This is a genomic window from Pseudarthrobacter adonitolis, from assembly GCF_055412845.1.
Genome location: NZ_JBVAYW010000012.1, coordinates 22145 through 43307 on the forward strand (window position 1 = coordinate 22145; position 21163 = coordinate 43307).

Consider the following 21163-nt stretch of genomic DNA (forward strand, 5'->3'; position numbering starts at 1 on the left):
ATCGGAGCTTCGCCAATTGAGGGTTTCCCGGTCGCACCTCAGTCGTTGGCCGCGGCCCTTCGGTGGTGAATAAACCTAGTGACGGGGCGGCAGCGGACCCAGGGGAGTGGGCCCTTGATGTCCGTATGTTGGGCTCTTCTGTCAGATTTGCATCTGAGACTGCCCAGCATGAGTGTGCAGGAATCGACTCTTGGAACCTATCCTGACGGTGTTTGTTGGGGCTTCCTGACGTCAGGTTTGGGTGTACTTTGGCTTGGCAGGATGCAGTGAGCGGGCAGCGCAGCCAAAATGTCGAACGTCCTACGAGTGTGCTTCTAGCATCGGATCTAGTTGGCGATCGGAACTAGGAGCCGAACCCCGATCACGCGCTCTGGCTCCGAGAGATTCATCCGCGGCGGTCCAGAACGATCGGATAACGCATCCTGGAAGAGCTTCGCGCCGCGGCGGTCGGGGTCTAAGACGAAAATCGCAAGGCACCAGAGTTCCCGCTCTTTATTCTGCGCGCATCAACCTGAGGATGATGGCAGGATTCGCCTCCGAGGACCTGGTCATCGACCGTTCACGGTCCTCCAATGCGGCTCTGGCGGGCCACCTTGGAGGACGGTCCTACGTCCAGGCCAGAGCTGCCCGCTCGAACCAATATCCGCCCGGTTCCATCGCCAGATCGGTAATTTTCCCGATCTCCGTGGGGGTACGGGCCGCCAGATTCGCCTTCAACTGTCCAGGCGTGACGGCGCCGCTGAGGACAACGTCTGCCCACGGCTGAGCCAGGGCGGCGCCGAGCGCGTACGCATCAGTGGTTTGCCCATCTGCTGAGGCCAGGTCATTCATCGGCTGTATGGGACCCCCGTCCGTGAGACGACCATTGGCAAGTGCTTCTTTGACGACCACCAACCATCCCACGGCGTGGGCCCGTTCCAGTGCCGGTGCCGCTGATTGCTCCAGTACGTTCCACGTTGCCTGAACGACTGTGAACGGTGAATCCGGCACAGCCGTGGCATAGTCGATGACGTCGCCCTGGGCCGGTCCGCTGGTGGAAATCCCGATGCGCACACCGGTGTCAGCGAGTAGCCGGAGCCGCTCCAGCAGGTGGGTGTCCGTCAGCGCCGGGCTGTCCGGGGTTACCGAGTGAATCAGGTAGAAGTCGGGTGTGCTGCCCAGTGCCTGCACCGTCTGGGGCCACTGCCGCTCGAACATGGCAGGGGAGTGCACCTTGCGTTCGTGCACTTCGGCGTCCATCTTCCAGTTGCCGATGTACTCGTAACCCCATTTAGATCCGATGACGAGGTCCCTGCGACGCCCGGGGTGACCGGCCAACCAGGATCCAAGGTAATTTTCGGCCTTCCCGTAGGATCTGGCTGCATCGAAGTACCGCACGCCGGCATCCCAAGCTGCATCAAGCAGCCGGTGTGCCCGGTCCTGCAGGTACGCTCGTGTCCGTTGTGATTCGTCTCCCAGGTCCCCTCTGCGGCCGGCGGTGATGTAGGCGGGGCGGCCAATGGCGGCCAACCCCAACCCGATACGGCAGTGGTTCTTCCAGGTCATGCCGGATACCTTCCAGTGAAGTGGTCGGACTGCTGCCTGCGCATCGTTCCCGTTGCGCTGCTGAGGATCAGGCTTTCGGTGCGGATCGTGTTCCCGTTTCGTTGCACACCGCGCAGGAGGTCGCCGTCGGTCAGGCCTGTCGCAATGAACGAGGCGTTGGTTCCCCGAACCAGGTCATCCGCCTCCCAGACCCGGGAGGCGCTGTCCGCGGGTTCGGCGGACTCAGCATCCCGGGGGTGCAGCCGTACCTGCATGTAACCGCCGAGTGCCTTGACGGCACGTGCCGTCAGTATCCCTTCAGGACTTCCGCCCACTCCGATCGCCATGTCGATGGGGGAATCATCGCGTGCGGCATTAACGCCGGCCGCAACGTCGCCGTCGGGAATCAGTACGGTGATGGCCCCGCTGGCCCGTATCTCCTTGATCAGGGCCCCGTGGCGGGGACGGTCAAGGACGGCAACCTGCAGCTGCCCTACTGGTTTCCGTTTGGCTTCCGCCAGGGCACGGATGTTATCGGCAGGGGAGTTGTCGAGATTGACCGCACCGTACCCGGCGCCGTCCGTGACGATCTTGTCCATATAGAACGTCGCGGGGGCGTCGAGCATAGTGTCGCGGCCGGATACGGCGATCACGCACAGCGCATTGGGCAGCCCGGCTGCGGTGAGACTGGTTCCGTCTATGGGATCCACGGCGATATCAACCGAGGGTCCCCGCCCCGTACCGACCAGTTCGCCGTTGTACAGCATCGGTGCCGCGTCTTTCTCTCCTTCGCCGATGACAATCCGTCCGGCGATATCGACGGTGGAAAGGTAAGCGCGCAGTGCATCAACCGCCGCTGCGTCGGCAGCATTCTTATCGCCGCCGCCGATCCACCGTTGCGCACTGATCGCAGCCACTTCCGTAGCGTGTACAAGCTCCAGTGCGATGCCGCGGTCCAGGAGTAACGTGCTGCCGGACTTGATGTGCTGCTGCCGACCCGTGTCAGAACCACCGGTGGGCTGCGTGATCGCCGTCTGCCGCACTAGGCCGTGGCGCCCAACGGCTGCCAGGCCCGGGCTGCGCCGACAGTGTCAGCGCCGGCCTCAAAGAACAGCGCGATGGTGACAGCGCCGGGATCGAGCACACCCCGCGCGAGTTCCCCGACGTAGGTAGCCCTGCCGCGGGCGGCGATGAGACCGGCGGTGGACTCGGCGCCGGCCCGGGCAGCCAGGGCTGCTTCCAGGAGCGCCTCGCCCAGGGTGCTGCCGCGCTCGGCGGCCGCGGTGAGGGCAACAGTTGCCGGTTCCAGCGCGTCGATCATCGTGTTGTCACCGACACGGGCGCCGCCGAGTTTCTGGATGGTCGACAGGCCCGCGGCGATGCCTTGGGCGATGTCGATGACGGCTGCTGCGTCATTCTTGGTGCCTTTGGCGATGTCGCGGAACCACATCCCGAACAGTGGTCCGCTGGTGCCTCCGGTGGCCATGAAGCCGCGGCTTGCGGCCTGGAACACGGTGGTGAAGGTCGCTTCGGCGGCGGACGGCAAACCTGCCCGGGTGCGTTCCAGGGCGGAGGCGATGTTGGCGCCGAAGTCGCCATCACCGGCGAGCCGGTCCAGCTCTGTCAGGTAGGCCTGGGTCGAGTCGAATCGTTCGCTGAATGAGGTGATCCACGTCAGGGCAGCGGTGCCGTCGATGAGGTTGGTCATGGTGTTTCCTTTATTCGTTGTGTTTGTTACCAAGTGAGGGCCGCTGTGCGGACTGCGTCATCCCACAGGCTGACCAGTTCGTCGTCGGCAACGGTCAGGGTGACGGAGAGGCCGTGCATGTTCAGGGAAGACACATAGGTGCCGGCCAGGGAACGTGCGACGCTGATGCCGCGACCGTTGAGCAGGTTGTGTACGTGGCGGGCAGCAATGGACAGCTCGAGCGGGTAGGCCCCGCCGAGGCCGTTCACGATGGCAATCACCGACTGGCCGCGCTTGACCTGCAGACTGTTCACCAAAGGGGTGACGAGCTGCTCGACCAGGTCATCGGCAGGAGCGTAGGCGATGCGTCCGATGCCACGTTCGCCGTGGATGCCCACCCCGAATTCGACCTCATGCGGTTCGAGCTCAAACGCTGCAGTGGACTCTCCGGGATGTGCGCCTGCGTCCAGGGCGATCGCCAGGCTGCGTGAACGGGCTACGACGTCGCGGCCGCGTGTGACGATGGTGGATACGTCGGCACCCCGCTCTGCGAGGGCGCCGCATACCTTTTCGACGGTGACGACGGCGGCAGTGCCGCGGCGTCCGGGACCGTCGCTGCCGTTATCGGAGGCGAGGTCGTCGTCAACCAGGACCTGCTCTACAGGGACGCCGTCGTCATCGGCCAGTGAAGCGGCGATCTGGAAGTTGAGTACATCGCCGGTGTAGTTCTTTACGATCTGCACGACACCTGCACCGGTGTTGGCGAGTTTGGTGCCTGCGTGCACCTGGTCTGCGGTGGGGCTGGCGAACACGGCGCCGCAGACGGCGACGTCGAGCATGCCGCTTCCGACGAATCCGGCGTGCAGTGGCTCGTGGCCGGAGCCTCCGCCTGAGACAAGTCCGACCTTGCCGGGTGTCAGGATCTTGCGGGAGATCAGGTTGTGTTCGTTGTTGAACGTCACCAGATCCGGATACGTCAGGGCGAATCCGTCCAGGGCTTCGTCGATGACGCGGTGGGGGTTGTTGATGATGTGTCGGCGCACGGCTGTGGGCATGGAAGTACTCCGGTTCTGTTAATTAGGGACAGTGGAAAGAGGGATGAAAAGCGGGTCAGGAAGGAGGCTAGGAAAGTTCGCCGAATCCTTGGAGGACGAGTTCCTTCACTGCGTTCACGGCCTGGCTGGCATCGGGGCCGCTGGCATCGATCCGGATCCGGTCGTTCTTGCTTGCGCCGAGGGACAGCAGCCCGATCACACTGGATGCGTTCACCGGCCCCCGTCCGGAGGAGGTGTTTGTCAGCTCGATGTCGGCACTGAACTCTCCGGCCATCTGCACGACCAGCGATGCCGGGCGGGTGTGGAGGCCCATCGGATTGATCAGGCATTCCTCAGCGCTGACGACGGGGCTTCCCGGGTCGGTGTCTTCGGCGGATGAAGCGTCCTGACCGGTGGCGTTCTGTGTCTTCTTTGCGCTGAGGGCGTTGCTCGCTTCAGCGGCAATGTCGGCCAGCGAACCGCCGGCGGCGGCGGCGACCACGGCAGCTGTCGTTGCTTCGACGAAGGGGCCGTCGCTGATCACGACCTGGTGGGTGCTGCTGCGGATCTCCAAGGCCAGCGATGAGCTGAGGATCGCTGATCCCAGGTCGGTGATCACGAGCACGCCGTCCGTTGTGGCGAGGTCATCGATTGCGGACGCGATTGCAGTTGCATCGGTACCGAATCCACCGGCAGCACCGGCGGCGATACGGATGGGCGGCCGAGCGCCGTGAACCATTTGCAGTGCGAGGTCCATCGCCGCGTTTGCCAGCGCTTCACTGTGTGAGACGAGGACGATGCCGATCATCGTGCGGTCCCTTCCCCGACGGTGGCAGCCAGGGCAGCCACGAGGATCGCCGAGGAGGCGGCTCCTGGATCGATGTGGCCGGCGCTGCGTTCACCGAGATAGGACGCCCGGCCCTTGCGTGCAACGAGTGGTTCGGTGGAGTCCCGGCCGGTCGTCGCCGCTGTGGCGGCGGCAGCAATCGAATCATGCAGTCGCAGACCGTCAACCAGGGACTGGGAGAGTGCCGTGACGGCCGGTTCGAGGGCATCAATCATTGTCTTGTCGCCAACTGCCGCGTGACCGCGGGCGACGACCCCGTCCACACCGGCACGCAGTGCTTTCTCCAGTTCGGATGCGTTCAGTTGCTCGCCCGAGGGGCTGTTTCGGCCCATTTCAAGGAAGAAGGTGCCATACAGTGATCCGCTGGCTCCACCTACGCTCGAAACCAGGGTCATTCCGACGGCCTTTAGCAACTCCTGTACGGTTCCTGTCGCCCCGCCGTTGAGCTTGGCGACCACTGCGGCTGTGCCGCGGACCATGTTTGTCCCGTGGTCGGCATCTCCGATTGCCGAGTCCAGCTCGGTCAACCAGTCCGCCTGTGTGGTGATCTCCGACGCGAAGCGGTGCAGCCACTGCTGGATCGCGTCCATCGTGAGTGTTTCTGACATGTCAATCCTTCCAGCGGAGCGCGGGGGTGTTCACCGGTGCGTCCCATAGATCGAGAATTTCGTCGTCTGACGCGACCAGGGTCAGGGAGCAGCCGGCCATGTCGAGGCTGGTGACGTAATTTCCGACCAACGAGCGGGCTACCGTGATGTTGCGCTCGTTGAGTCGGTCGGAGACCTCGGCGAACATTGCGTAGAGCTCGATCAGGGGGGTTCCTCCGAGACCGGTCAGCAGGGCGATGACCGGTTTGCCGCCGAAGTCATAGTCGGTGGTGATCGACTCGACCAACGCGTGCGAAAGTTCCGCGGCCGACATCACCGGGACACGTTTGCGTCCGGGTTCGCCGTGGATACCGACGCCGAGTTCCATTTCGCCCTCGGGGAGGTCGAAGCTGGGTTTGCCTACGGCTGGAACGGTGCAGCTGGTGAGCGCTGCCCCCATTGACCGTCCCGTGTGTGCGGTTCGTTCGGCGAGCCCGTGTACCTTTTCAAGGGACCAGCCGCGGGCAGCTGCTGCGCCTGCAACTTTTTCCAGGATCAGCGTGGTGCCGACACCGCGTCGGCCTGCTGTCCAGGTGGAGTCCTCCACAGCGACGTCGTCGGCGACGATGACTGTGGCAATTTCGATTCCCTGCTCCTGGGCGAGTTCTGCTGCCATTTCAAAGTTGAGCAGGTCGCCGGTGTAGTTTTTGACCACGAAGAGCACACCGGAGCCGGTGTCCACCCGGGTCGCTGCGGCGAGGATCTGGTCCGGAGTAGGTGAGGTGAAGATTTCACCGGCGCAGGCTGCGTCCAGCATTCCGGCGCCGACGAACCCGCTGTGCAGCGGTTCGTGGCCCGAGCCGCCTCCGGAGACCAGTGCGACGCGTCCCTCCCGTGGTGCGGTGCTGAAGACGATGCGGTTTTCGAAGTCCACGGACAATTCACGGTGGGCTGCGGCGACACCGCGCAGTGCGTCCGCCAGCAGCGTCTGCGGGGAGTTGATCAGCTTGTTCATGCCCGGGACTCCTGTTCCGTCAGCGCTTCGGTGAGCGAGGTGCGGTCAGCCTGGGTGCGTGAGATGAGCCCGAACAACAATGCGGCGGCGACGCCCGCGGCAAGTTCGGCGATAACGTACACGGGCCACTGTTCCCAGTGGACGGTTCCGCCCATCAGGGACTGTACGAGCATCGGCCCGGTCGTCCTGGCGGGGTTGATTGAGGCACCGGTGACAGGAGCGACCGGGATGATTGCGGCGAAGACGATGAAGCCGATGACGATGCCGGCAAAGCCCGGTGCGGCCTTGCGGTGGATCACGCCGAACACCGTGAAGACCAGGATGAAAGTGCCGATGAACTCAGCAGTGAATGCCTGCCAGATGGGGATGTCACCGTATGCGGCCACTCCGAGGCCCAGCTCACTGGCCTTCTGGCCGAGCACTGCGATGATCGCGAAGGAGCCGGCTACGGCGCCCAGCACCTGGGCTCCGAGGTATCCCGGCACGTCGCGCCACGGGAACTTCCCTGTGGCCGCAAGCGCCACGGTCACTGCGGGGTTGATGTGGTTTCCCGAGATGTAGCCAAAGACGTAGACGGTGCCAATGACGACTGCACCAAACGACAGGGAGATGAAGCCCAGCTCCGAACCGGTGAACGGCTGGTCGCCGCGGGCGATGGCGAGGGCGGGGACGGATCCTACTCCGACGAATACGAGGAACGCGGTCCCCAGGAACTCTGCAGCGAGGCGCTGCCACATGCGGTTTTCGTCCATGACGAAAGTTCTCCTTTGAACGGTGGATGAAATTAGACGAAGAGTCGGATTCGACATTGTCGACTCGGATTCGATATTATCGAATCATGCCGTTTAGGTTCCCTGGTTGTCAAGGGGCTAAATTGACATGTCGAACGGAGAAGCCAACCGATGATGGGAGAGTGGGGCTGTGATCCAGTCAATTGACCGCGCGGCGAAGATCCTCGGGCTCCTCCAAGGCGCCAGACGCCTTGGAATCTCCGAACTGGCCGCCGCGCTGGAGCTTCCGCCTTCCACTGTCCATGGACTCGTGAAGTCCCTTCAGGCGCACGGTCTTGTCGCCCAGGAGAGCTCAGGAAACCGTTACGCACTTGGTCCGGCGCTGCTGAAACTTTCCAGCGTCTATCTCGACACGTTGGATGTCCGCTCCCGCGCCATGCGGTGGATGCATGAGTTGTCGCGGACGACCGGCTACGCGAGCCGGTTAGGTGTGAACCTTCTCGATGAGGTGTTGATCATTCACCACGACCGCCGCCCCGACGGCACCGAGCAAATGCCGGAAACAGGCCTCAACCTGCCCGCCCACGCCTCTGCCCTCGGGAAAGTGCTGCTCGCCTACAACCCTGAGCTCGAACATGACGTGCTCAGCAAGCCGCTGGCCGAATTCACCGGCGATACGATCACCGACCCTGCAGTCCTGCGTTCGCAGCTTGAGGAAGTGCGGAAAAATGCGCTCGGGCTGGAGTACGAGGAAGCAGTGATCGGCGAGGCGTCCGTCGCGGCCCCCGTCTACGGTGACAGCGGGAACGTCATTGCCGTGTTGTCGGTAGTAATCCCCGCCAACGAGTGGCCGGCAAGCGAAGCCACAGTCCGCGAACTCCGCGACGCCGCGTGGACAATTTCAAAGGAACTCGGGGCATCGGTCTGGTCCTCGCAAGTTGGCCGCTAGACCATACGCCAACCTGTCCGGGGGAGCCCTGAGCTTCTCATCTGCAGCAACGCGCTAGGATACAGGTAGGGCGCAACCCGCCCCAGCGTCTGCTCCAAGGCCCAGTTAGGACCGAGGGTGCGGCTGTCCACTGGGCCCCATGACAGCCCCACGGACATCATCCAGCTCCGAGACGTGCTGTCAGCGCCTGCTCTCGATCTACGCCGACGAATTCACACAGACAACGGGATTCGGCGAAGTGACGAGCACTCACTGCTACTGCCGTGCTTAAAGCGCCGATAATGGACCTTATGTAAAGCTGGTTGCCTGAGGCAACTTTTCGGGGCGGAAAAGATGCCCTCGAAGCCAGGATGTCCACGATTACCTTGGACATCCCAAATCGATAATGAGCGTCGAAGAGCCAGCAGTGTTTCTCTGCCCCAACTGCGCCAAAAGTGGTGTGGAGAACCACCCCGACCTAAAGAAAGAGCGAAAATGTCCACCGCCACCTCAACAATCACTGTCAGGGTCGAGGACCCGGCTTCACGAGACCGACATCTAGAGCGGGCCACTTCGCTGCTCCGTGAGAAAGCAACTGGTTACGGCATTCTCGTCACCAGGGTCGACTACACAACATTTACGATCGCCCTCAGCCCCGAAGTCGCTTACGGCCAAACCCGGGAAATCGATTTGTTGTGAAGAAGTCCTGATGCCGGTAGCGATTGGAGGCCGCGTCACGGCAACGCAAGAAGATGACCCCAAAGCAGAACAGCGATGCGATGACGCCGGAAAACATCCGCTGCTGATTTGGGCACGCCTCGACCCCGGGGACGTCGTGGCACTGCGAACGTCGGGGAATCGGGGCCTTGTCGGAACAGTGGAGCAGAGGACTAAGGATGGCCTCATTATTTGGATCAGGGATGACCTAAATGAAAGAAAACTCTTTCACTTTCGTGACTGCCAATCCGTCGTCTTGATCCCGCCTATTTCGCGCTGATAGTGGAGATTATGTAAGGCTGGTTGCCTAAGGCAACCAGCGCCAAGTTCTGAAGTCCTTGGAATGGCGTGTACACGCTGTCCTTGAGGCGCGACTCGCCCCCAAGGCTTCACCTTAACCTCGATCTTACCTAGGTGGCTGTGACCTCCGCCGCCGCCGCAACCGTAGGGTCCGGGGAACGTCCTCGAAGTTTCGGCGTAGGCGTCAACGCCCGTTATTTCGAGGACATCCGGCACGGGCCGGGCCCTCTGCCGCGGATCCGCGAATAATTCCCTCGGCACGGTCCTGTGACTGTTCTTCGAGGAGGGCGGCTAACGCACAACTCGCACGGCGGCTGCAGCGGTATGCATCCCTTGGGCTATGAGTAAGATTTCCAAGAGGAGATGGGGCGGACCCAAGGCGCGCGCATCTGAACGTGTATTGAGGAAGGAAAAGCTGCCATGAGCCATTCCCATTTTGAGAGGTTCCTCGTCCAGGCCGTCAGTGAAGAACGGGACTCTGAGTCAGGCCTTAGCCATGACGAGCTCTACGGCGTTTACACCAGCTGGTGTCTGCTGAACAAGCAAGACCCGCAAGCGCCCGAGGCCCTTTGGGAGGCGCTGAAAGCCCATCGTATTCAACCTGCGCACAACCATTTGGTGATGAAAGGGCCGGCAGCAGCCGACTACATCCTTGCAAGCGCGCCCGATATCGTCTGAACGGTGAACCAAACGCATCATGGACAGGCAATGCTCGGCGAGTCGCGTCGGCAGTCCTTTCCCCGCCGTCCCGTGCCACACGAAACGTCCTGGCTCCTTACGCCAGGGACAACACAAATGAGAGCACGAAACCAGCCGCCGTGCTCAAGGCCACTGCCGGTCCACCATGCTCGAACGCCTCCGGCATCAGAGTGTCAGCCAGAGCGGCGATCACCGCACCGGCCGCGAAGGCCAGCGGCAACGAGATAGTCTCCGGGCTGCTGCCGGAGAGCGGGCCGGCACCGACCACTACGGCGATGACCAGCACCACCGAGCACAGACCCCAGAGCCCGATGATGGCGGACGTGGACATGCCTTGGCTGCGCATTGAGGCCGCTCCGACCAAGGCCTCGGGCAGGTTGGAGACGAAGATCGCGGCGAGCAGCGCCAAACCGCCGGTACCCTCGCCCAGCGCGACACCGAGCGCGAGATTCTCCGGCACTCCATCAAGCGTGGCGGCTGCCAGCAGAGCCAGACCCGCCGCACCCCGGGTGGAGGCCGCCGACGGCGCCCGCCCCGTGGCGGCGGCGTCAGTGTCCAGCTTGGGACTGCCCCGGTATTCATCCGCGGGAACCGGGCGCGAACCGGCTTGTGCCCAGCGGTCGAGTAGCGCGCTCAAGACCGTGAACACCACGGCACCGATGAAAAAACCGGTCGCTGCGAGCCAAATCCCGCCGCGCTCGAAGGCATCCTGGAATAACTCGAAAGTCAGGGCGGTAATCAGGGCACCCGCCGCGAAGGACAAAATCATAGCCAGAACGCGCTTAGGCAACTCGAAACGCACACCCACGAAGGCCCCCAGCAACAAGGCGCTGGAAGTCACGACACCGAAGAGCAGCGACATGCCCACATCCACATTATGGATGGCTGCCGGAATCGAAGACAACAACAAACAACCTGCGGATAGGACTTTCTCGTGTAGTTGGCGCCTCACGACGCACCACACCGCGCCTCGGCACAGCCTCAGCGGGTCAGCGGATGTGTCTTGGGTGCGGTGCCAGCGCCGGGTACACGGCCGACGTTCACGCTGTCAGGCCGATATTGCCGGTGTAGCTGGCCGGTTCCACCGTTTTTCTTGACGACCGCGGCGCCGAAGCCGCCCGATGACGAGCCACGCTTCGGACCAAACCCTTACGGGCTGGTCCACCTGTCGCCCCGGCCCGGGATGCGCGGCAAAACCGACGCCGGCAGGGGTGTCGCCGATCGGCACTTCTCCCCGGGATTCCGGTGATTTTAAACGCCGATAATCGACGTTACGTAACGTAAGCAGGCTTATAGTTGCAGACGACTCACTCAACGGACAATGTGTAGCGCCGTAGCCGGCGGCCGGGCTGACGCGCACTGGCAATGACTTCCCGGACCGTGAGGACCTTCCTCGGGCTCATCCACCCTTGCGAGGGTTTGTGTATGGCGTAGCCGCCACCGATCGTGACCGCGGCATGCTGCACTGTTCCATGCGCCGAACGCCAGACGAGGACGGTACCAGGCTCCTTGTCTGTTCCGCCTGGAACAGCCACAGTGGACAACCAATCCTCAAAGGGTTCCTGGAGCATCCAGGTATCGGCCGCGCCTGCTACTCCGGCGGCTGCCATTACTGTTCCAAAACAATTCGGTCCGCTGGAGTGTGGGAATGTTCCGACCAGGGCTCTGGCTCCCGGCAATATTGTGTGGGCCGCTTCCGAGAGCCTCTCAGGGATCTCAGAATGCCTACTGGGACGCCGGCCGTGACGAAGGTAGTCGCCAACGACTTGCTCCTCGTGTCCCTTCAACAAGGACGGCCACCACACGAAACGATGCCCGTCACCCTGCCTGGCAACCTTTTCCCGAACACCAGACGGAGAGCTTCGAACGGCAGGCGTGAGTGCACGTGCAAGCTAACCTGCCGACGAATCAAATCAGACCGGACGGAGCGCCCCAAGGGATCGAACTCCTCTTCGCTGAGAAGGACACAGGCCAGACCCTGGGGAACGCTGTAAATTTCGAAGGTATCCCTGAGTTCTGCAGGGAGCTTGCCAAGCAACGGATTTACCCCAAAGTTGTCCGCGGCGTCCTTCGGGACTATGAACGGCTGGCGCTCCGGAGTGAACCACGCAACCTGCCGCGCCAACAGCTGAGGGCTGATTTCGATCCTAGTGAGTGCACTAATCGCTGCCTTTCGCGCCGAAATTAACTCGACCCATTCGAGCTACAAGCAAGTCTCCAACATTAGTTCTCCAATGGTGCTCTGTCACAGGTGGAGGGTCTCTGAGCAGGCTACTCAAACGTCGCTTAAACTGATGTAAAGCGACGTCTTGCGCTATATCTATCTGGCGCCCAAGTGGCGGCCGATTGTTAGCTTGCGGAAGCCTGTCAGGCTCATTTGTGCCGGCCTGGCGGGGTAGAACCGTCCAGGTGCTATATGTGCTGAAGGGTTTGGCCTGTGCCGTGGGCGCCGATTGCCGTGATGGCGTAGTTGGCGATGTGCAGTAGGTCTTCTTTGGGGGCACCGTCGCGGGCTTGCTGGCTCATTCCCTGCAGCGTTGCGCCGACGAAAGATGCCATTGCGTGAGTGTCCGTGTCCTGGGCAATGATGCCGGTGTCGCGATCACGGGTCAGCGCTTCGGCCATGGCGAGGATGTTGTCGTTTCGCATTTTGGACAGTCGTTCTGCTACGTGGCGGTTCGCGGCCGTTACTGCGACGGCCGAGCTGATCACTAGACACCCTCCCGGGAACGTTGATGAGGGGTAGTGGTCAGCGGCCTCGATGAGGAGCCGCCGCATGAGTTCAAGCCCGGAGTCTTCTTCGTTGAAGGCGACGGACATGAAGCTGCCATGGGTGGCGTTGTAGTGGTCAACAACGGAAAAGAAGAGATCCTCTTTTGATCCGAAAGCCTTGTAGAGGCTCGGCGGATTGATCCCCATCGCCTTGGTGAGCTCTGCGAGGGAAGCACCCTCGTAGCCGCTGTCCCAGAAGACCAGCGTCGCCGATTCCAGAGCCTCTTCGATGTTGAATTTTCGTCCCTGTCCTGCTTTTCCCGACACCATCGTCCTTTCGTTGATAACTCTCGTAGAGCCCCCAACGCCGGAAGTATATTCCAGTCTCATGTGCGAGAGCCCGTGCTCTCTGTGGTTACCCCCACATGAAAGATTCTGAAATCTTTCTTGTAGTGATCGCTATCCGTATGGAAGTATCTCACTCATGACCGAAACATACAAAGATCACATTGCCGTTGTTACCGGAGCCAGCCGCGGGATCGGCGCAGCAATCTCCACACGACTAGCCGCCGCGGGGTGGACCGTCGCGGTTCACTACGGACGGGACCAGGACGCCGCAGCCTCGGTAGTGGCCTCCATCGAGGCCGCGGGCGGGAAGGCTTTCCCGTTCCGGGCTGACCTCGCTGCGGATACCGCGGCCGAGGACTTCTGGGCCTCCTTCGACAAAGCCGCAGCAGGCGCGGGTGTCCTTGGCCAGCCCATCCACGTTCTGGTCAACAATGCCGGCGTGACTCTCCGTGGACCCATCGAAGACTTCAGCCGCGAGGACTTCCTTACCCAGCAGGCCATCAACGTCAACGCCCCATACTTCATCGTCAAGGAAGGCCTCTCGCGCATCCCGGACGGAGGACGCATCGTAAACATCTCCTCAGGTGTCACCCGGATCGCGTTCCCGGAGATCATTGGCTACGCCCTGACCAAGGGCGCCATCGAGGCCTTCACCTTGACTCTGGCCAAACACCTTGGCCCCCGGGAGATCACCGTTAACTCCGTGGCCCCTGGAGTTGTGGACACCGACATCAACGCCGGATGGCTTCGCGGCAATGAGGAAGCACAGGCCGGTGTCGCCTCCAGCAGCGCCCTTGGCCGGGTCGGGCAGCCAGATGACATCGCCAGCATCGTGGCGTTCCTCGCATCCGATGAAGCCCGGTGGGTTACCGGACAGAAGATCGACGCCACCGGCGGAACCAACATCTAGACCTGCACCAACCCAACCCAGGGCACCAAAAGTGCCTGAACGCATCGCATCACATCCAGGGGGAATCATGAACCGTGCCCGAATCCGCGGCATTGACCATTTCGGTCTCACCATCGGATCGCTTGATCAGGCCATCCACGATCTAACGAACGCCCTCGGCGGCGAGCTCTGCTATCTGGAAGGACCGATCACCGATCGGGAGCCTGGATGGATGGCAGCGAAGCTGGGGGCCCGCGGTACTTGCACGTTGAGGGTCGCTGCCATGAATGTTCTCGGCACCAACCTCGAACTTTTCGAGTACGCCGGCGCCGAGCGCCGCTCCTGGGACACTCCCCCGGGAGCGGCAGGCAGCTTTTTCCTCATTCTCCAGACCCCGACGCCTGAACGCATCATTTCCAGGCTGTACAACGAGAACGCCATCGTGCGTCCCCTCGATCAGCCCGCCCGCAACTTCGAAGTGATGTTGCCCTCCGGCATCCACCTGGCCGTACACCACGCCGCGGAACATCGGCTCATCGGGGCGGTGGCGTTGAACCGGCACGACTTTTCCGCCGCTCAGCGCGAGCTCACCTCAACGCTGGGCTTCAGCGAGGCAGAACCACTGACCGCGTTCGGGGCTACCGGGGTCGTTCTCTCCGGCGACCAGGGCTTGCCCTTGGCGGTCCTCCACGGCCACTCGCCGGCGCTGCGCCCGGCGAACAGTGACCTGGGCGGCCACCATGTCGCCTTCCACGCAGACGACGTGGACGCGTCCATTGAGTCCTTGAGGAACGTCAGGGGATACTCTTCCCGCGGGGAGCCTGAAACCATCACTGCCGGGCCCATCGCCGGGGACCGGTGGGTCTATCTCGATTCTCCTTTCGGTCTGCAGCTCGAAATCATCAATATGCCCGACGGCGCCCTCCCGTATGAAAAGGACGCCGCCGCACGGCGGACTGCCATCGCGATCGGAGCGTTCGTTTGAGTCTCGTCGCGTCCCGCCGCACCATGTTCAGTGCCGGGGGTGCCCTGATGGGTGCCATGGCACTGAGTGGCGTTCCCTCCCGCGCCCTGCCTGCTGAGGCGGAAGCCAGTACCTCGCCCTACCGGGTGATCACCTCGGCCTCGGAGCAGTTCGAGGATCTGCAGCAGGGGACAAACCTGAGGTGGAGGGGCAATGCCCAGCGCATCGCCTTCCCGCGGACCGCCGCCGAAGTGGCAGAGGAGCTTCGCGCAGCCCTCCGGTTGGGGCTGCACCCCTCGGCCCGCAGCGGAGGGCATTGCTACGAAGACTTCGTTTCCAACGCTGACGTGAAATCCATTATCGATCTCACAGCGATGGACCAGGTCCGGTGGGATCCTTCGATGAACGCCTTTGAGGTAGGTGCCGGAGCCCAGTTGGGCCTGGTCTACCAGCTGCTCTACAAGCAGTGGGGCGTCTACGTCCCCGCGGGGAACTGCCCCACAGTCGCGGCCGGCGGCCACATCGCTGGCGGCGGCTACGGATCCATGAACCGCCGCGACGGTCTCGTCGTGGATCACCTGGTCGCTGTCGAAGCGGTCCACGTCCGCAAGGACGGATCCGTCACCGTCAGCCGGGGCACCCGGGATCCCCGGGACCAGCACCACGAGCTGTGGTGGGCCTACACCGGAGGCGGAGGAGGAAACTTCGGCATCGCCACGCGCTACTGGCTTCGCTCCCCCGGCGCGACGGGAGACCGCCCCGAAAAAGCCCTTCCCGCACCACCCCGGCATGTTTGGCTCAGCACAGTCTCATGGGACTGGGCCAGCATCGATGAAGCCTCGTTCACCCGCCTGCTGAACAACCACGGACAGTGGCACGAAGCCCACTCAACGCCCGGGACACCGGAGGTGAGCCTCTTCGCCCAACTGAAAACCTGGCATCGCTCCAACGGCTCCATCACCATGGACACCATCGTCGACGCCGGAACACCCGATGCCGAAGGAGTCCTGGACCGGTACCTCTCGGCCATCTCCGCCGAGATCCCTGCCGCGAAAGTCACCCAGCGCCGCCTCGTGCCGTGGCTGCAGGCCACCCAATGGACCGGGTTCACCGGACCTGACTCAACACGCCGGTTCAAGGGAAAGTCCGCCTACCTGCGCCAGAACTACACCCCGGAAGCGATCGCCGCCGCATATCGGGGCCTGAATGACCCCACGATCACCAACCCGGGGGCGCTGCTCATGATCGCCTCCTACGGCGGGGCGGTGAACTCCACCGCTTCGAACGCCACCGCTGTCCCGCAACGCGACTCCATCATCAAGTTCCAGGTCGTCTCCATCTGGGACAACCCGGCGGATGACCAGGCAAACGTTGACTGGACCCGCAACACCTACAAAGGCATGTTTGCCTCCTCCGGTGGTGTCCCTTCCCTGAACTCCACGGCCGACGGCGCCTTCGTGAACTACGCCGACACGGACCTGGACGACAGCACCTGGAACACCTCTGGCCTGACCTCGTTCGACCTCTATTACAAGGACAATCTGCCCCGCCTCAAGCGCGCCCGCGCCACCTACGACCCGAAGGGAGTGTTCTCCCATGCCCAAAGCATCCCTCTTGCATGAACCGACCAGCACACTTCCTACGACCAGGCGTCGACTCGATGCGCTGACGGGACTCCGTTTCTACGCCGCCCTGCTCGTTTTTGCCTTCCACATCAGCCTGAGCCGGTTCTTCATCGGCGACGCACCCGCGGTTGAACCGCTGCAGTTCATCCTCAAAAATGGTGGCTGGTTCGGTGTGACGTTCTTCTTCATCCTTTCCGGCTTCGTCCTGATGTGGTCAGCCCGCGCCGGGGACACCCCCGGACGGTTCATCTGGCGAAGGGGCGCCAAGATCGTCCCCAACCACGTGGTGACCTTCTTTATCGCCCTCGCCATCGGCGGCCTCGGAGCTGCCACGGCCGGCGAGGCAGCAGCGAACCTCTTCCTGGTACATGCCTGGATCCCGGCCGACACAGCCTTCTTCAGCATCAACCACCCCAGCTGGTCACTTTCGGCCGAGCTGTTCTTCTACCTCGCCTTCCCGTTCGTCCTGCCCCTCGTGAACCGGATCCCCCGCCGAAGGCTTCTCCCCATCGGAGCCGGACTGATCGGATTGATCACGATCGCTCCCTTGGTCGCCGGGTTCCTTCCTCAAGGAGAAGTGTTCGGACCCGGCCACCTGCAGTCACCGCTGTATGGGGCGTCCATCCCACAAATCTGGGCCGTGTACGCACTGCCGCCGGTCAGGTTCCTGGAATTTGCCCTGGGCATGCTCGCAGCCCGGGCCGTCAACGAAAAGGTTCTGCCTTCAATCCCACTGGGACCGGCCACCCTGGTCGCCGTCATCGGCTACGTCCTCAGCCTGTTCCTGCCGATCGCCTGGCAAATGGACGCTGCCTACGTCCTCCCCGTGCTGGTGCTCGTCACAGCGGCGGCGCAGGACAAAGCCCCACCACGGATCTTCGCCTCGCGCACAGCCGTGCGCCTGGGAGAGCTGTCCTTCGCGTTCTACATGGTGCACGACATCGTCCTGACCGCCACACGAACCGTCGTCGGACCGGAACCACTGCAACCCCTCGCCGCCACCGGTGTAGTCCTGGCCGCCTTCGCCGTCAGCCTTGGCGCCGCCTACCTGCTGTGGCGGCTGGTTGAAGTACCGGCCAACAATGCCCTGCGATCCCGCAATCCTTTCCCCGCACGACTCAAAATTTCTCGAGAGGCCTGAAATGACCACCATCAACCGCGCATGGACCGTCTCTGCCCAGCAGGACGTGCAGTACCGCGTCGAAACCACCTTCGATATCCTCGACCCCGCGAATCCGACCCTTGTCGATGGCGAACACGGCTCACGCCGGCTCATCGTCACCGACACCATTGTCAATGACCTCTACGGTGACAAGATCCGGGACTACGCGGCCGCCAATCTCTCCGAGTACCGCATCCTGGTTCTGCCCCACGGTGAGACGAACAAACGCTGGACGGCAGTCGAAACCGTCCTGGAAGCCATCGAGGCCTTCAAACTCGATCGCCGGCGTGAACCCGTCATCGCCATCGGCGGCGGAGTGCTGACCGACATCGTGGGCTTCGCCTGCAGCATCTACCGCAGGAACACCCCTTTCGTCCGGGTCCCCACAACCCTCATCGGGATAGTCGATGCAAGTGTCGGAGTGAAAACCGGGGTGAACTTCCACTCCGGAAAAAACAAAATTGGCACCTACTTCGCAGCCTCGCGCAGCCTCCTGGACACTTCATTCCTGACCTCCCTGAATCAGCGTCACGTCTCCAACGGACTCGCGGAGATCCTCAAGATCGCCCTGGTCAAAGACAACGAACTGTTCTCGCTGCTCGAAGAACACGGTGCATCCGCCTTGGCCCGTCGTTTCCAGCAGCACACGGAAGCTGAACAGCAGATCATCGACAGGGCCATCGCCGGCATGCTCGAAGAACTCGAACCCAACCTGTGGGAGCAGACACTGGAACGGCTGGTCGACTACGGTCACACCTTCTCCCCCACCGTGGAAATGACCGCCCTTCCCGAGCTTCTCCACGGCGAAGCAGTCTGCCTGGACATGGCGCTCACGACCGCCATCAGCGTGCACCGCGGACTGGTCGCAGAAGGCGAAGCGACCCGAATTTTCGCCGTCATGCGCGCACTCGGGCTCCCCGTCGTCCACCCGTCCATGACACTGGATGTCCTGGTCACAGCCCTCGTCGACACCACCCGTCACCGCAACGGGCTCCAGCGCCTGCCTCTGCCCACCGGCATCGGAAAAGCCGTGTTCGTGAACGACCTCACCCCGGCCGACATCGAAGCAGCTCTGGGTATCCTCGCCGACGTCGCGGTCCTGGAAAAGGCGGCAGCATGAGCGTTCTCACCAAATTCCCACCCAAGCCCAGGACACCCCATGGCCATGCAACAGTCCTCGGCGTCCACGGGGCAGAAGGCACAACCGGATGGAAAGCCTTCTACACCCGCCGCGAACTTGAATCCGCCACAGAGGCCATCGAATGGGCGACCCTGCCTTCGGGAGCCGTCAGCGGTGAACACCTCCACTCCCGAACCGAGGAGATCTACCTGATCCTGAACGGGACCGGGGAGTTCTTCCTCAACGGGCAACCACACCCCGTCCGCCCGGGGACACTGGCACTGACGACACCAGGGAATACCCACGGTCTTCGGAACACCGGGCACTCGACCCTGAACTGGTGGGTCATCGAGACCCTCACGCCCCACACCCAAACCGTTCTCGAAGGCACCACCCACACAGAGAGCTCACCGATGCCAGCACAGATCCACGACCTCAACACCACCCCCCGTGTCGAAACCCACGGCGCCTTCGACGGACCCCTGGCCAGTATTGAACGCCATACCCTCGCCACCGGGCAGACCCTCAATCTCGGAAAGGAAGGCACCGAGATCGCAGGTTTCCTGAACAAAGGCACGGCGACACTGTCCTTCGCTGGGTCCACTGCGGACATTGAAGCACCGACATCGTTCCTCGTTCCGAACGGTTCCCCCGCGACCCTCACCACGGCCTCCGACGTCGAACTGTTCACCGTCGAGCTCAGGACCCCGGCGCCATGATCATCAGCACCCTGGACCGTGGAGACTACTGGAACTGCCTGATTCGCCGCGGCATGCTTCACAGCGAAACCGAAGCGATCGAACACTGGACCCTTGCCCCGGAGCAAGTTCTGAACTTCGGGGAACAAGGGGTGCACGAAGCCCTGGTTGTGCTCTCCGGTGAGGCCGAAATACAAGGACAACCCCTGGCAGCCGGATCACTCCTTCTGGCGCCGGCCCATGAGCTCAGCATTCTGAGAGCTGTCTCCGAAACAGCTGTGCTGAGTATCCGGACTTACCCTGAGACGGTCACCCAACACCTACCGGCACGGGTCCCGGAACTTCCGGAAAGTGAACGTGCCATTTGAGACGCGGGGGGTAGAGCCTTTCACCGCATGGGCCCTACCCCTCGCACTCTTCTTTGCCGTTACCGTCGAAATGGCCCCCGCAGGAGCCGTCGAACACATCTCGGCTGCCTTCGATGCAGACATCGGGGCAGCTGCTGCAGGGTCCAGCCTTTACGCCCTCAGTACAGCGGTATTGGCCCTGCCGCTTGCCAGCTTCGCTCAACGCTTCGACCTGCGGAAAGCAACCATCCTTGCCGGCGCCATTTTCGCAGTCCTCGGCCTGGCAACCAGTGCCGCACCAGACATATCCTCCTACCTGGTTCTCCGATCAATCCACGGAGCCGCCCACGGCGCATTCTTCCCCTTGGTCCTTGCCCTGGCCGCCGCGGCCGCGCCCAACAACACAGGCAAAGCGGTCGCGAGAGTACTCCTGGGGAACGGGTGTGCCCTCGCCATCGGTGTTCCAGCATCAGAAGCGCTCGGATCCATAGATTGGCGCATCCCCATCGCGCTGGCATCCTGCGGAGTCTTCGCCTCCGTGCTCTTTGCCCCTCACCCGGCGCCGAGAAATCAGCCGACCGAGACTGCCGAGACCCGCAGTCTCCAAGGCGGAATCGTGGCCATCGCAGTCATCTTCGCTTTGGCCTTGGCCGGCCACTTCTCCTACTACACGTTCCTGGCGCCCCTGGCGACCAATGAGGCCGTCCAACCGTCCCTCGTCCTCGCCGTATATGGAGGTGCCGTCATCATCGCGACCGCACTTTCAGGCCGCCTTGCCGGGAAGCGCCGCCTGCAGCGCGCCGTGATCGTTCTGGTCGCAGAAGGGGTCGTTCTCCTTGTCACCGCCCTCCTGCCCGGCCCAGCAATCCTGCTCGTGACCGCGACATTGGCTGGAAGCTGCTTCGGATTACTCCCTACCCTGATGCAATCAGAAATTCTCGATCGATCCCTGGGAAAACAGACGGTCGCATCCGGAGCTGCAGTCGTTGCCTTCAACGCAGGAATTGCTGCCGGGTCGGCAGGAGGGGCAACGTTGGTCGATGTTTCCGTTCAGGCACCTGCCCTCATCGGAGCTGGCCTTCTCGCCCTCTCTGCCATCGCCTTGACCTTGGTTCACACAAGGACAGCACGACGTCTGAAAGCGGGTTCCTTCGCCGATGCGAGAATCGGCTGATCAATCCTTGGCAACGTGTATCCCCGGAGAACCGCTTCCAGGAGTCCTCCGGTTT

General features: G+C 62.6%; 20 protein-coding genes. 10 read left to right on the plus strand and 10 right to left on the minus strand.

Features of this window, described 5'->3' with window-relative positions; all coding sequences use genetic code 11:
• Nucleotides 1-606 precede the first annotated feature (606 nt).
• The 8 genes from ACZYZ4_RS12855 to ACZYZ4_RS12890 all read right to left on the minus strand — a co-directional run bounded on the left by ACZYZ4_RS12855 (nt 607) and on the right by ACZYZ4_RS12890 (nt 7446).
• On the minus strand, nt 607-1545 hold the full coding sequence (locus ACZYZ4_RS12855; RefSeq protein WP_463861423.1) for an aldo/keto reductase: 939 nt from the start codon (nt 1543-1545) through the stop codon (nt 607-609).
• On the minus strand, nt 1542-2507 hold the full coding sequence (gene glpX, locus ACZYZ4_RS12860; protein ID WP_463861546.1) for a class II fructose-bisphosphatase: 966 nt from the start codon (nt 2505-2507) through the stop codon (nt 1542-1544). Before glpX ends, ACZYZ4_RS12855 begins: the two co-directional genes overlap by 4 nt.
• A 59-nt stretch (nt 2508-2566) precedes the next feature.
• Entirely contained in the window at nt 2567-3232 is a 666-nt protein-coding gene (dhaL, locus tag ACZYZ4_RS12865; RefSeq protein WP_463861425.1) for a dihydroxyacetone kinase subunit DhaL, read from the minus strand.
• A 26-nt stretch (nt 3233-3258) separates the two neighbouring features.
• A complete protein-coding gene (locus ACZYZ4_RS12870; protein ID WP_463861427.1) occupies nt 3259-4266 on the minus strand; it encodes a dihydroxyacetone kinase subunit DhaK in 1008 nt (335 codons plus the stop codon).
• Between the two features lie 67 nt (nt 4267-4333).
• Nucleotides 4334-5053: an HPr family phosphocarrier protein gene (locus ACZYZ4_RS12875; RefSeq protein WP_463861429.1), complete on the minus strand. Its 720-nt coding sequence runs from the start codon at nt 5051-5053 to the stop codon at nt 4334-4336.
• Nucleotides 5050-5700, minus strand: coding sequence for a dihydroxyacetone kinase subunit DhaL (gene dhaL, locus ACZYZ4_RS12880; RefSeq protein WP_463861431.1), 651 nt, complete (start codon nt 5698-5700; stop codon nt 5050-5052). The genes ACZYZ4_RS12875 and dhaL (ACZYZ4_RS12880) overlap by 4 nt, the downstream gene beginning before the upstream one ends.
• 1 nt (nt 5701) lies before the next feature.
• The gene (gene dhaK, locus ACZYZ4_RS12885; protein WP_463861433.1) at nt 5702-6694 is read right to left on the minus strand and encodes a dihydroxyacetone kinase subunit DhaK; all 993 of its coding nucleotides are present in this window, start codon (nt 6692-6694) and stop codon (nt 5702-5704) included.
• Nucleotides 6691-7446, minus strand: a complete 756-nt coding sequence (locus ACZYZ4_RS12890; protein ID WP_463861435.1) for an MIP/aquaporin family protein — start codon at nt 7444-7446, stop codon at nt 6691-6693. The genes dhaK and ACZYZ4_RS12890 overlap by 4 nt, the downstream gene beginning before the upstream one ends.
• 169 nt (nt 7447-7615) lie before the next feature.
• On the opposite strand from ACZYZ4_RS12890, the gene ACZYZ4_RS12895 reads away from it, so the two are divergent.
• Together ACZYZ4_RS12895 and ACZYZ4_RS12900 are read left to right on the plus strand one after the other, a co-directional pair.
• On the plus strand, nt 7616-8374 hold the full coding sequence (locus ACZYZ4_RS12895; protein ID WP_463861437.1) for an IclR family transcriptional regulator: 759 nt from the start codon (nt 7616-7618) through the stop codon (nt 8372-8374).
• A gap of 1416 nt (nt 8375-9790) precedes the next feature.
• A complete protein-coding gene (locus ACZYZ4_RS12900; protein WP_463861439.1) occupies nt 9791-10048 on the plus strand; it encodes a hypothetical protein in 258 nt (85 codons plus the stop codon).
• Between the two features lie 97 nt (nt 10049-10145).
• Here ACZYZ4_RS12900 and ACZYZ4_RS12905 read toward each other — a convergent pair whose 3' ends face one another.
• Nucleotides 10146-10937 (minus strand): ZIP family metal transporter, encoded by a 792-nt coding sequence (locus ACZYZ4_RS12905; protein ID WP_463861548.1) that lies wholly within the window; start codon nt 10935-10937, stop codon nt 10146-10148.
• A gap of 1544 nt (nt 10938-12481) precedes the next feature.
• Entirely contained in the window at nt 12482-13111 is a 630-nt protein-coding gene (locus tag ACZYZ4_RS12910; protein ID WP_463861441.1) for a TetR/AcrR family transcriptional regulator, read from the minus strand.
• A 154-nt stretch (nt 13112-13265) separates the two neighbouring features.
• On the opposite strand from ACZYZ4_RS12910, the gene ACZYZ4_RS12915 reads away from it, so the two are divergent.
• The 8 genes from ACZYZ4_RS12915 (at nt 13266) to ACZYZ4_RS12950 (ending at nt 21108) form a co-directional block, all read left to right on the plus strand.
• Nucleotides 13266-14039 carry an SDR family NAD(P)-dependent oxidoreductase gene (locus ACZYZ4_RS12915; RefSeq protein ID WP_463861443.1) on the plus strand — a complete coding sequence of 258 codons (774 nt, stop codon included), beginning with the start codon at nt 13266-13268 and terminating at the stop codon, nt 14037-14039.
• 67 nt (nt 14040-14106) lie between these two features.
• The gene (locus ACZYZ4_RS12920; protein ID WP_463861445.1) at nt 14107-15003 is read left to right on the plus strand and encodes a hypothetical protein; all 897 of its coding nucleotides are present in this window, start codon (nt 14107-14109) and stop codon (nt 15001-15003) included.
• Nucleotides 15000-16604, plus strand: coding sequence for an FAD-binding oxidoreductase (locus ACZYZ4_RS12925; protein WP_463861447.1), 1605 nt, complete (start codon nt 15000-15002; stop codon nt 16602-16604). The genes ACZYZ4_RS12920 and ACZYZ4_RS12925 overlap by 4 nt, the downstream gene beginning before the upstream one ends.
• Nucleotides 16579-17748 (plus strand): acyltransferase family protein, encoded by a 1170-nt coding sequence (locus tag ACZYZ4_RS12930; RefSeq protein WP_463861449.1) that lies wholly within the window; start codon nt 16579-16581, stop codon nt 17746-17748. Before ACZYZ4_RS12925 ends, ACZYZ4_RS12930 begins: the two co-directional genes overlap by 26 nt.
• A 1-nt stretch (nt 17749) precedes the next feature.
• A complete protein-coding gene (locus ACZYZ4_RS12935) occupies nt 17750-18889 on the plus strand; it encodes a sedoheptulose 7-phosphate cyclase (protein ID WP_463861451.1) in 1140 nt (379 codons plus the stop codon).
• Nucleotides 18886-19608, plus strand: coding sequence for a cupin domain-containing protein (locus tag ACZYZ4_RS12940; RefSeq protein ID WP_463861453.1), 723 nt, complete (start codon nt 18886-18888; stop codon nt 19606-19608). Before ACZYZ4_RS12935 ends, ACZYZ4_RS12940 begins: the two co-directional genes overlap by 4 nt.
• A complete protein-coding gene (locus tag ACZYZ4_RS12945; protein ID WP_463861455.1) occupies nt 19605-19955 on the plus strand; it encodes a hypothetical protein in 351 nt (116 codons plus the stop codon). Before ACZYZ4_RS12940 ends, ACZYZ4_RS12945 begins: the two co-directional genes overlap by 4 nt.
• Nucleotides 19945-21108, plus strand: coding sequence for an MFS transporter (locus ACZYZ4_RS12950; protein ID WP_463861457.1), 1164 nt, complete (start codon nt 19945-19947; stop codon nt 21106-21108). Before ACZYZ4_RS12945 ends, ACZYZ4_RS12950 begins: the two co-directional genes overlap by 11 nt.
• Nucleotides 21109-21163 lie beyond the last annotated feature (55 nt).

Coding starts and splice junctions, on each gene's coding strand:
- ACZYZ4_RS12915 (WP_463861443.1), top strand. CDS start 13,266: ATGACCGAAACATACAAAGATCACATTGCCGTTGTTACCGGAGCCAGC.
- ACZYZ4_RS12890 (WP_463861435.1), bottom strand. CDS start 7,446: ATGGACGAAAACCGCATGTGGCAGCGCCTCGCTGCAGAGTTCCTGGGG.
- ACZYZ4_RS12910 (WP_463861441.1), bottom strand. CDS start 13,111: ATGGTGTCGGGAAAAGCAGGACAGGGACGAAAATTCAACATCGAAGAG.
- dhaK (WP_463861433.1), bottom strand. CDS start 6,694: ATGAACAAGCTGATCAACTCCCCGCAGACGCTGCTGGCGGACGCACTG.
- ACZYZ4_RS12930 (WP_463861449.1), top strand. CDS start 16,579: ATGCCCAAAGCATCCCTCTTGCATGAACCGACCAGCACACTTCCTACG.
- ACZYZ4_RS12920 (WP_463861445.1), top strand. CDS start 14,107: ATGAACCGTGCCCGAATCCGCGGCATTGACCATTTCGGTCTCACCATC.
- ACZYZ4_RS12940 (WP_463861453.1), top strand. CDS start 18,886: ATGAGCGTTCTCACCAAATTCCCACCCAAGCCCAGGACACCCCATGGC.
- ACZYZ4_RS12945 (WP_463861455.1), top strand. CDS start 19,605: ATGATCATCAGCACCCTGGACCGTGGAGACTACTGGAACTGCCTGATT.
- ACZYZ4_RS12935 (WP_463861451.1), top strand. CDS start 17,750: ATGACCACCATCAACCGCGCATGGACCGTCTCTGCCCAGCAGGACGTG.
- dhaL (WP_463861431.1), bottom strand. CDS start 5,700: ATGTCAGAAACACTCACGATGGACGCGATCCAGCAGTGGCTGCACCGC.
- ACZYZ4_RS12870 (WP_463861427.1), bottom strand. CDS start 4,266: ATGCCCACAGCCGTGCGCCGACACATCATCAACAACCCCCACCGCGTC.
- ACZYZ4_RS12875 (WP_463861429.1), bottom strand. CDS start 5,053: ATGATCGGCATCGTCCTCGTCTCACACAGTGAAGCGCTGGCAAACGCG.
- ACZYZ4_RS12855 (WP_463861423.1), bottom strand. CDS start 1,545: ATGACCTGGAAGAACCACTGCCGTATCGGGTTGGGGTTGGCCGCCATT.
- ACZYZ4_RS12900 (WP_463861439.1), top strand. CDS start 9,791: ATGAGCCATTCCCATTTTGAGAGGTTCCTCGTCCAGGCCGTCAGTGAA.
- dhaL (WP_463861425.1), bottom strand. CDS start 3,232: ATGACCAACCTCATCGACGGCACCGCTGCCCTGACGTGGATCACCTCA.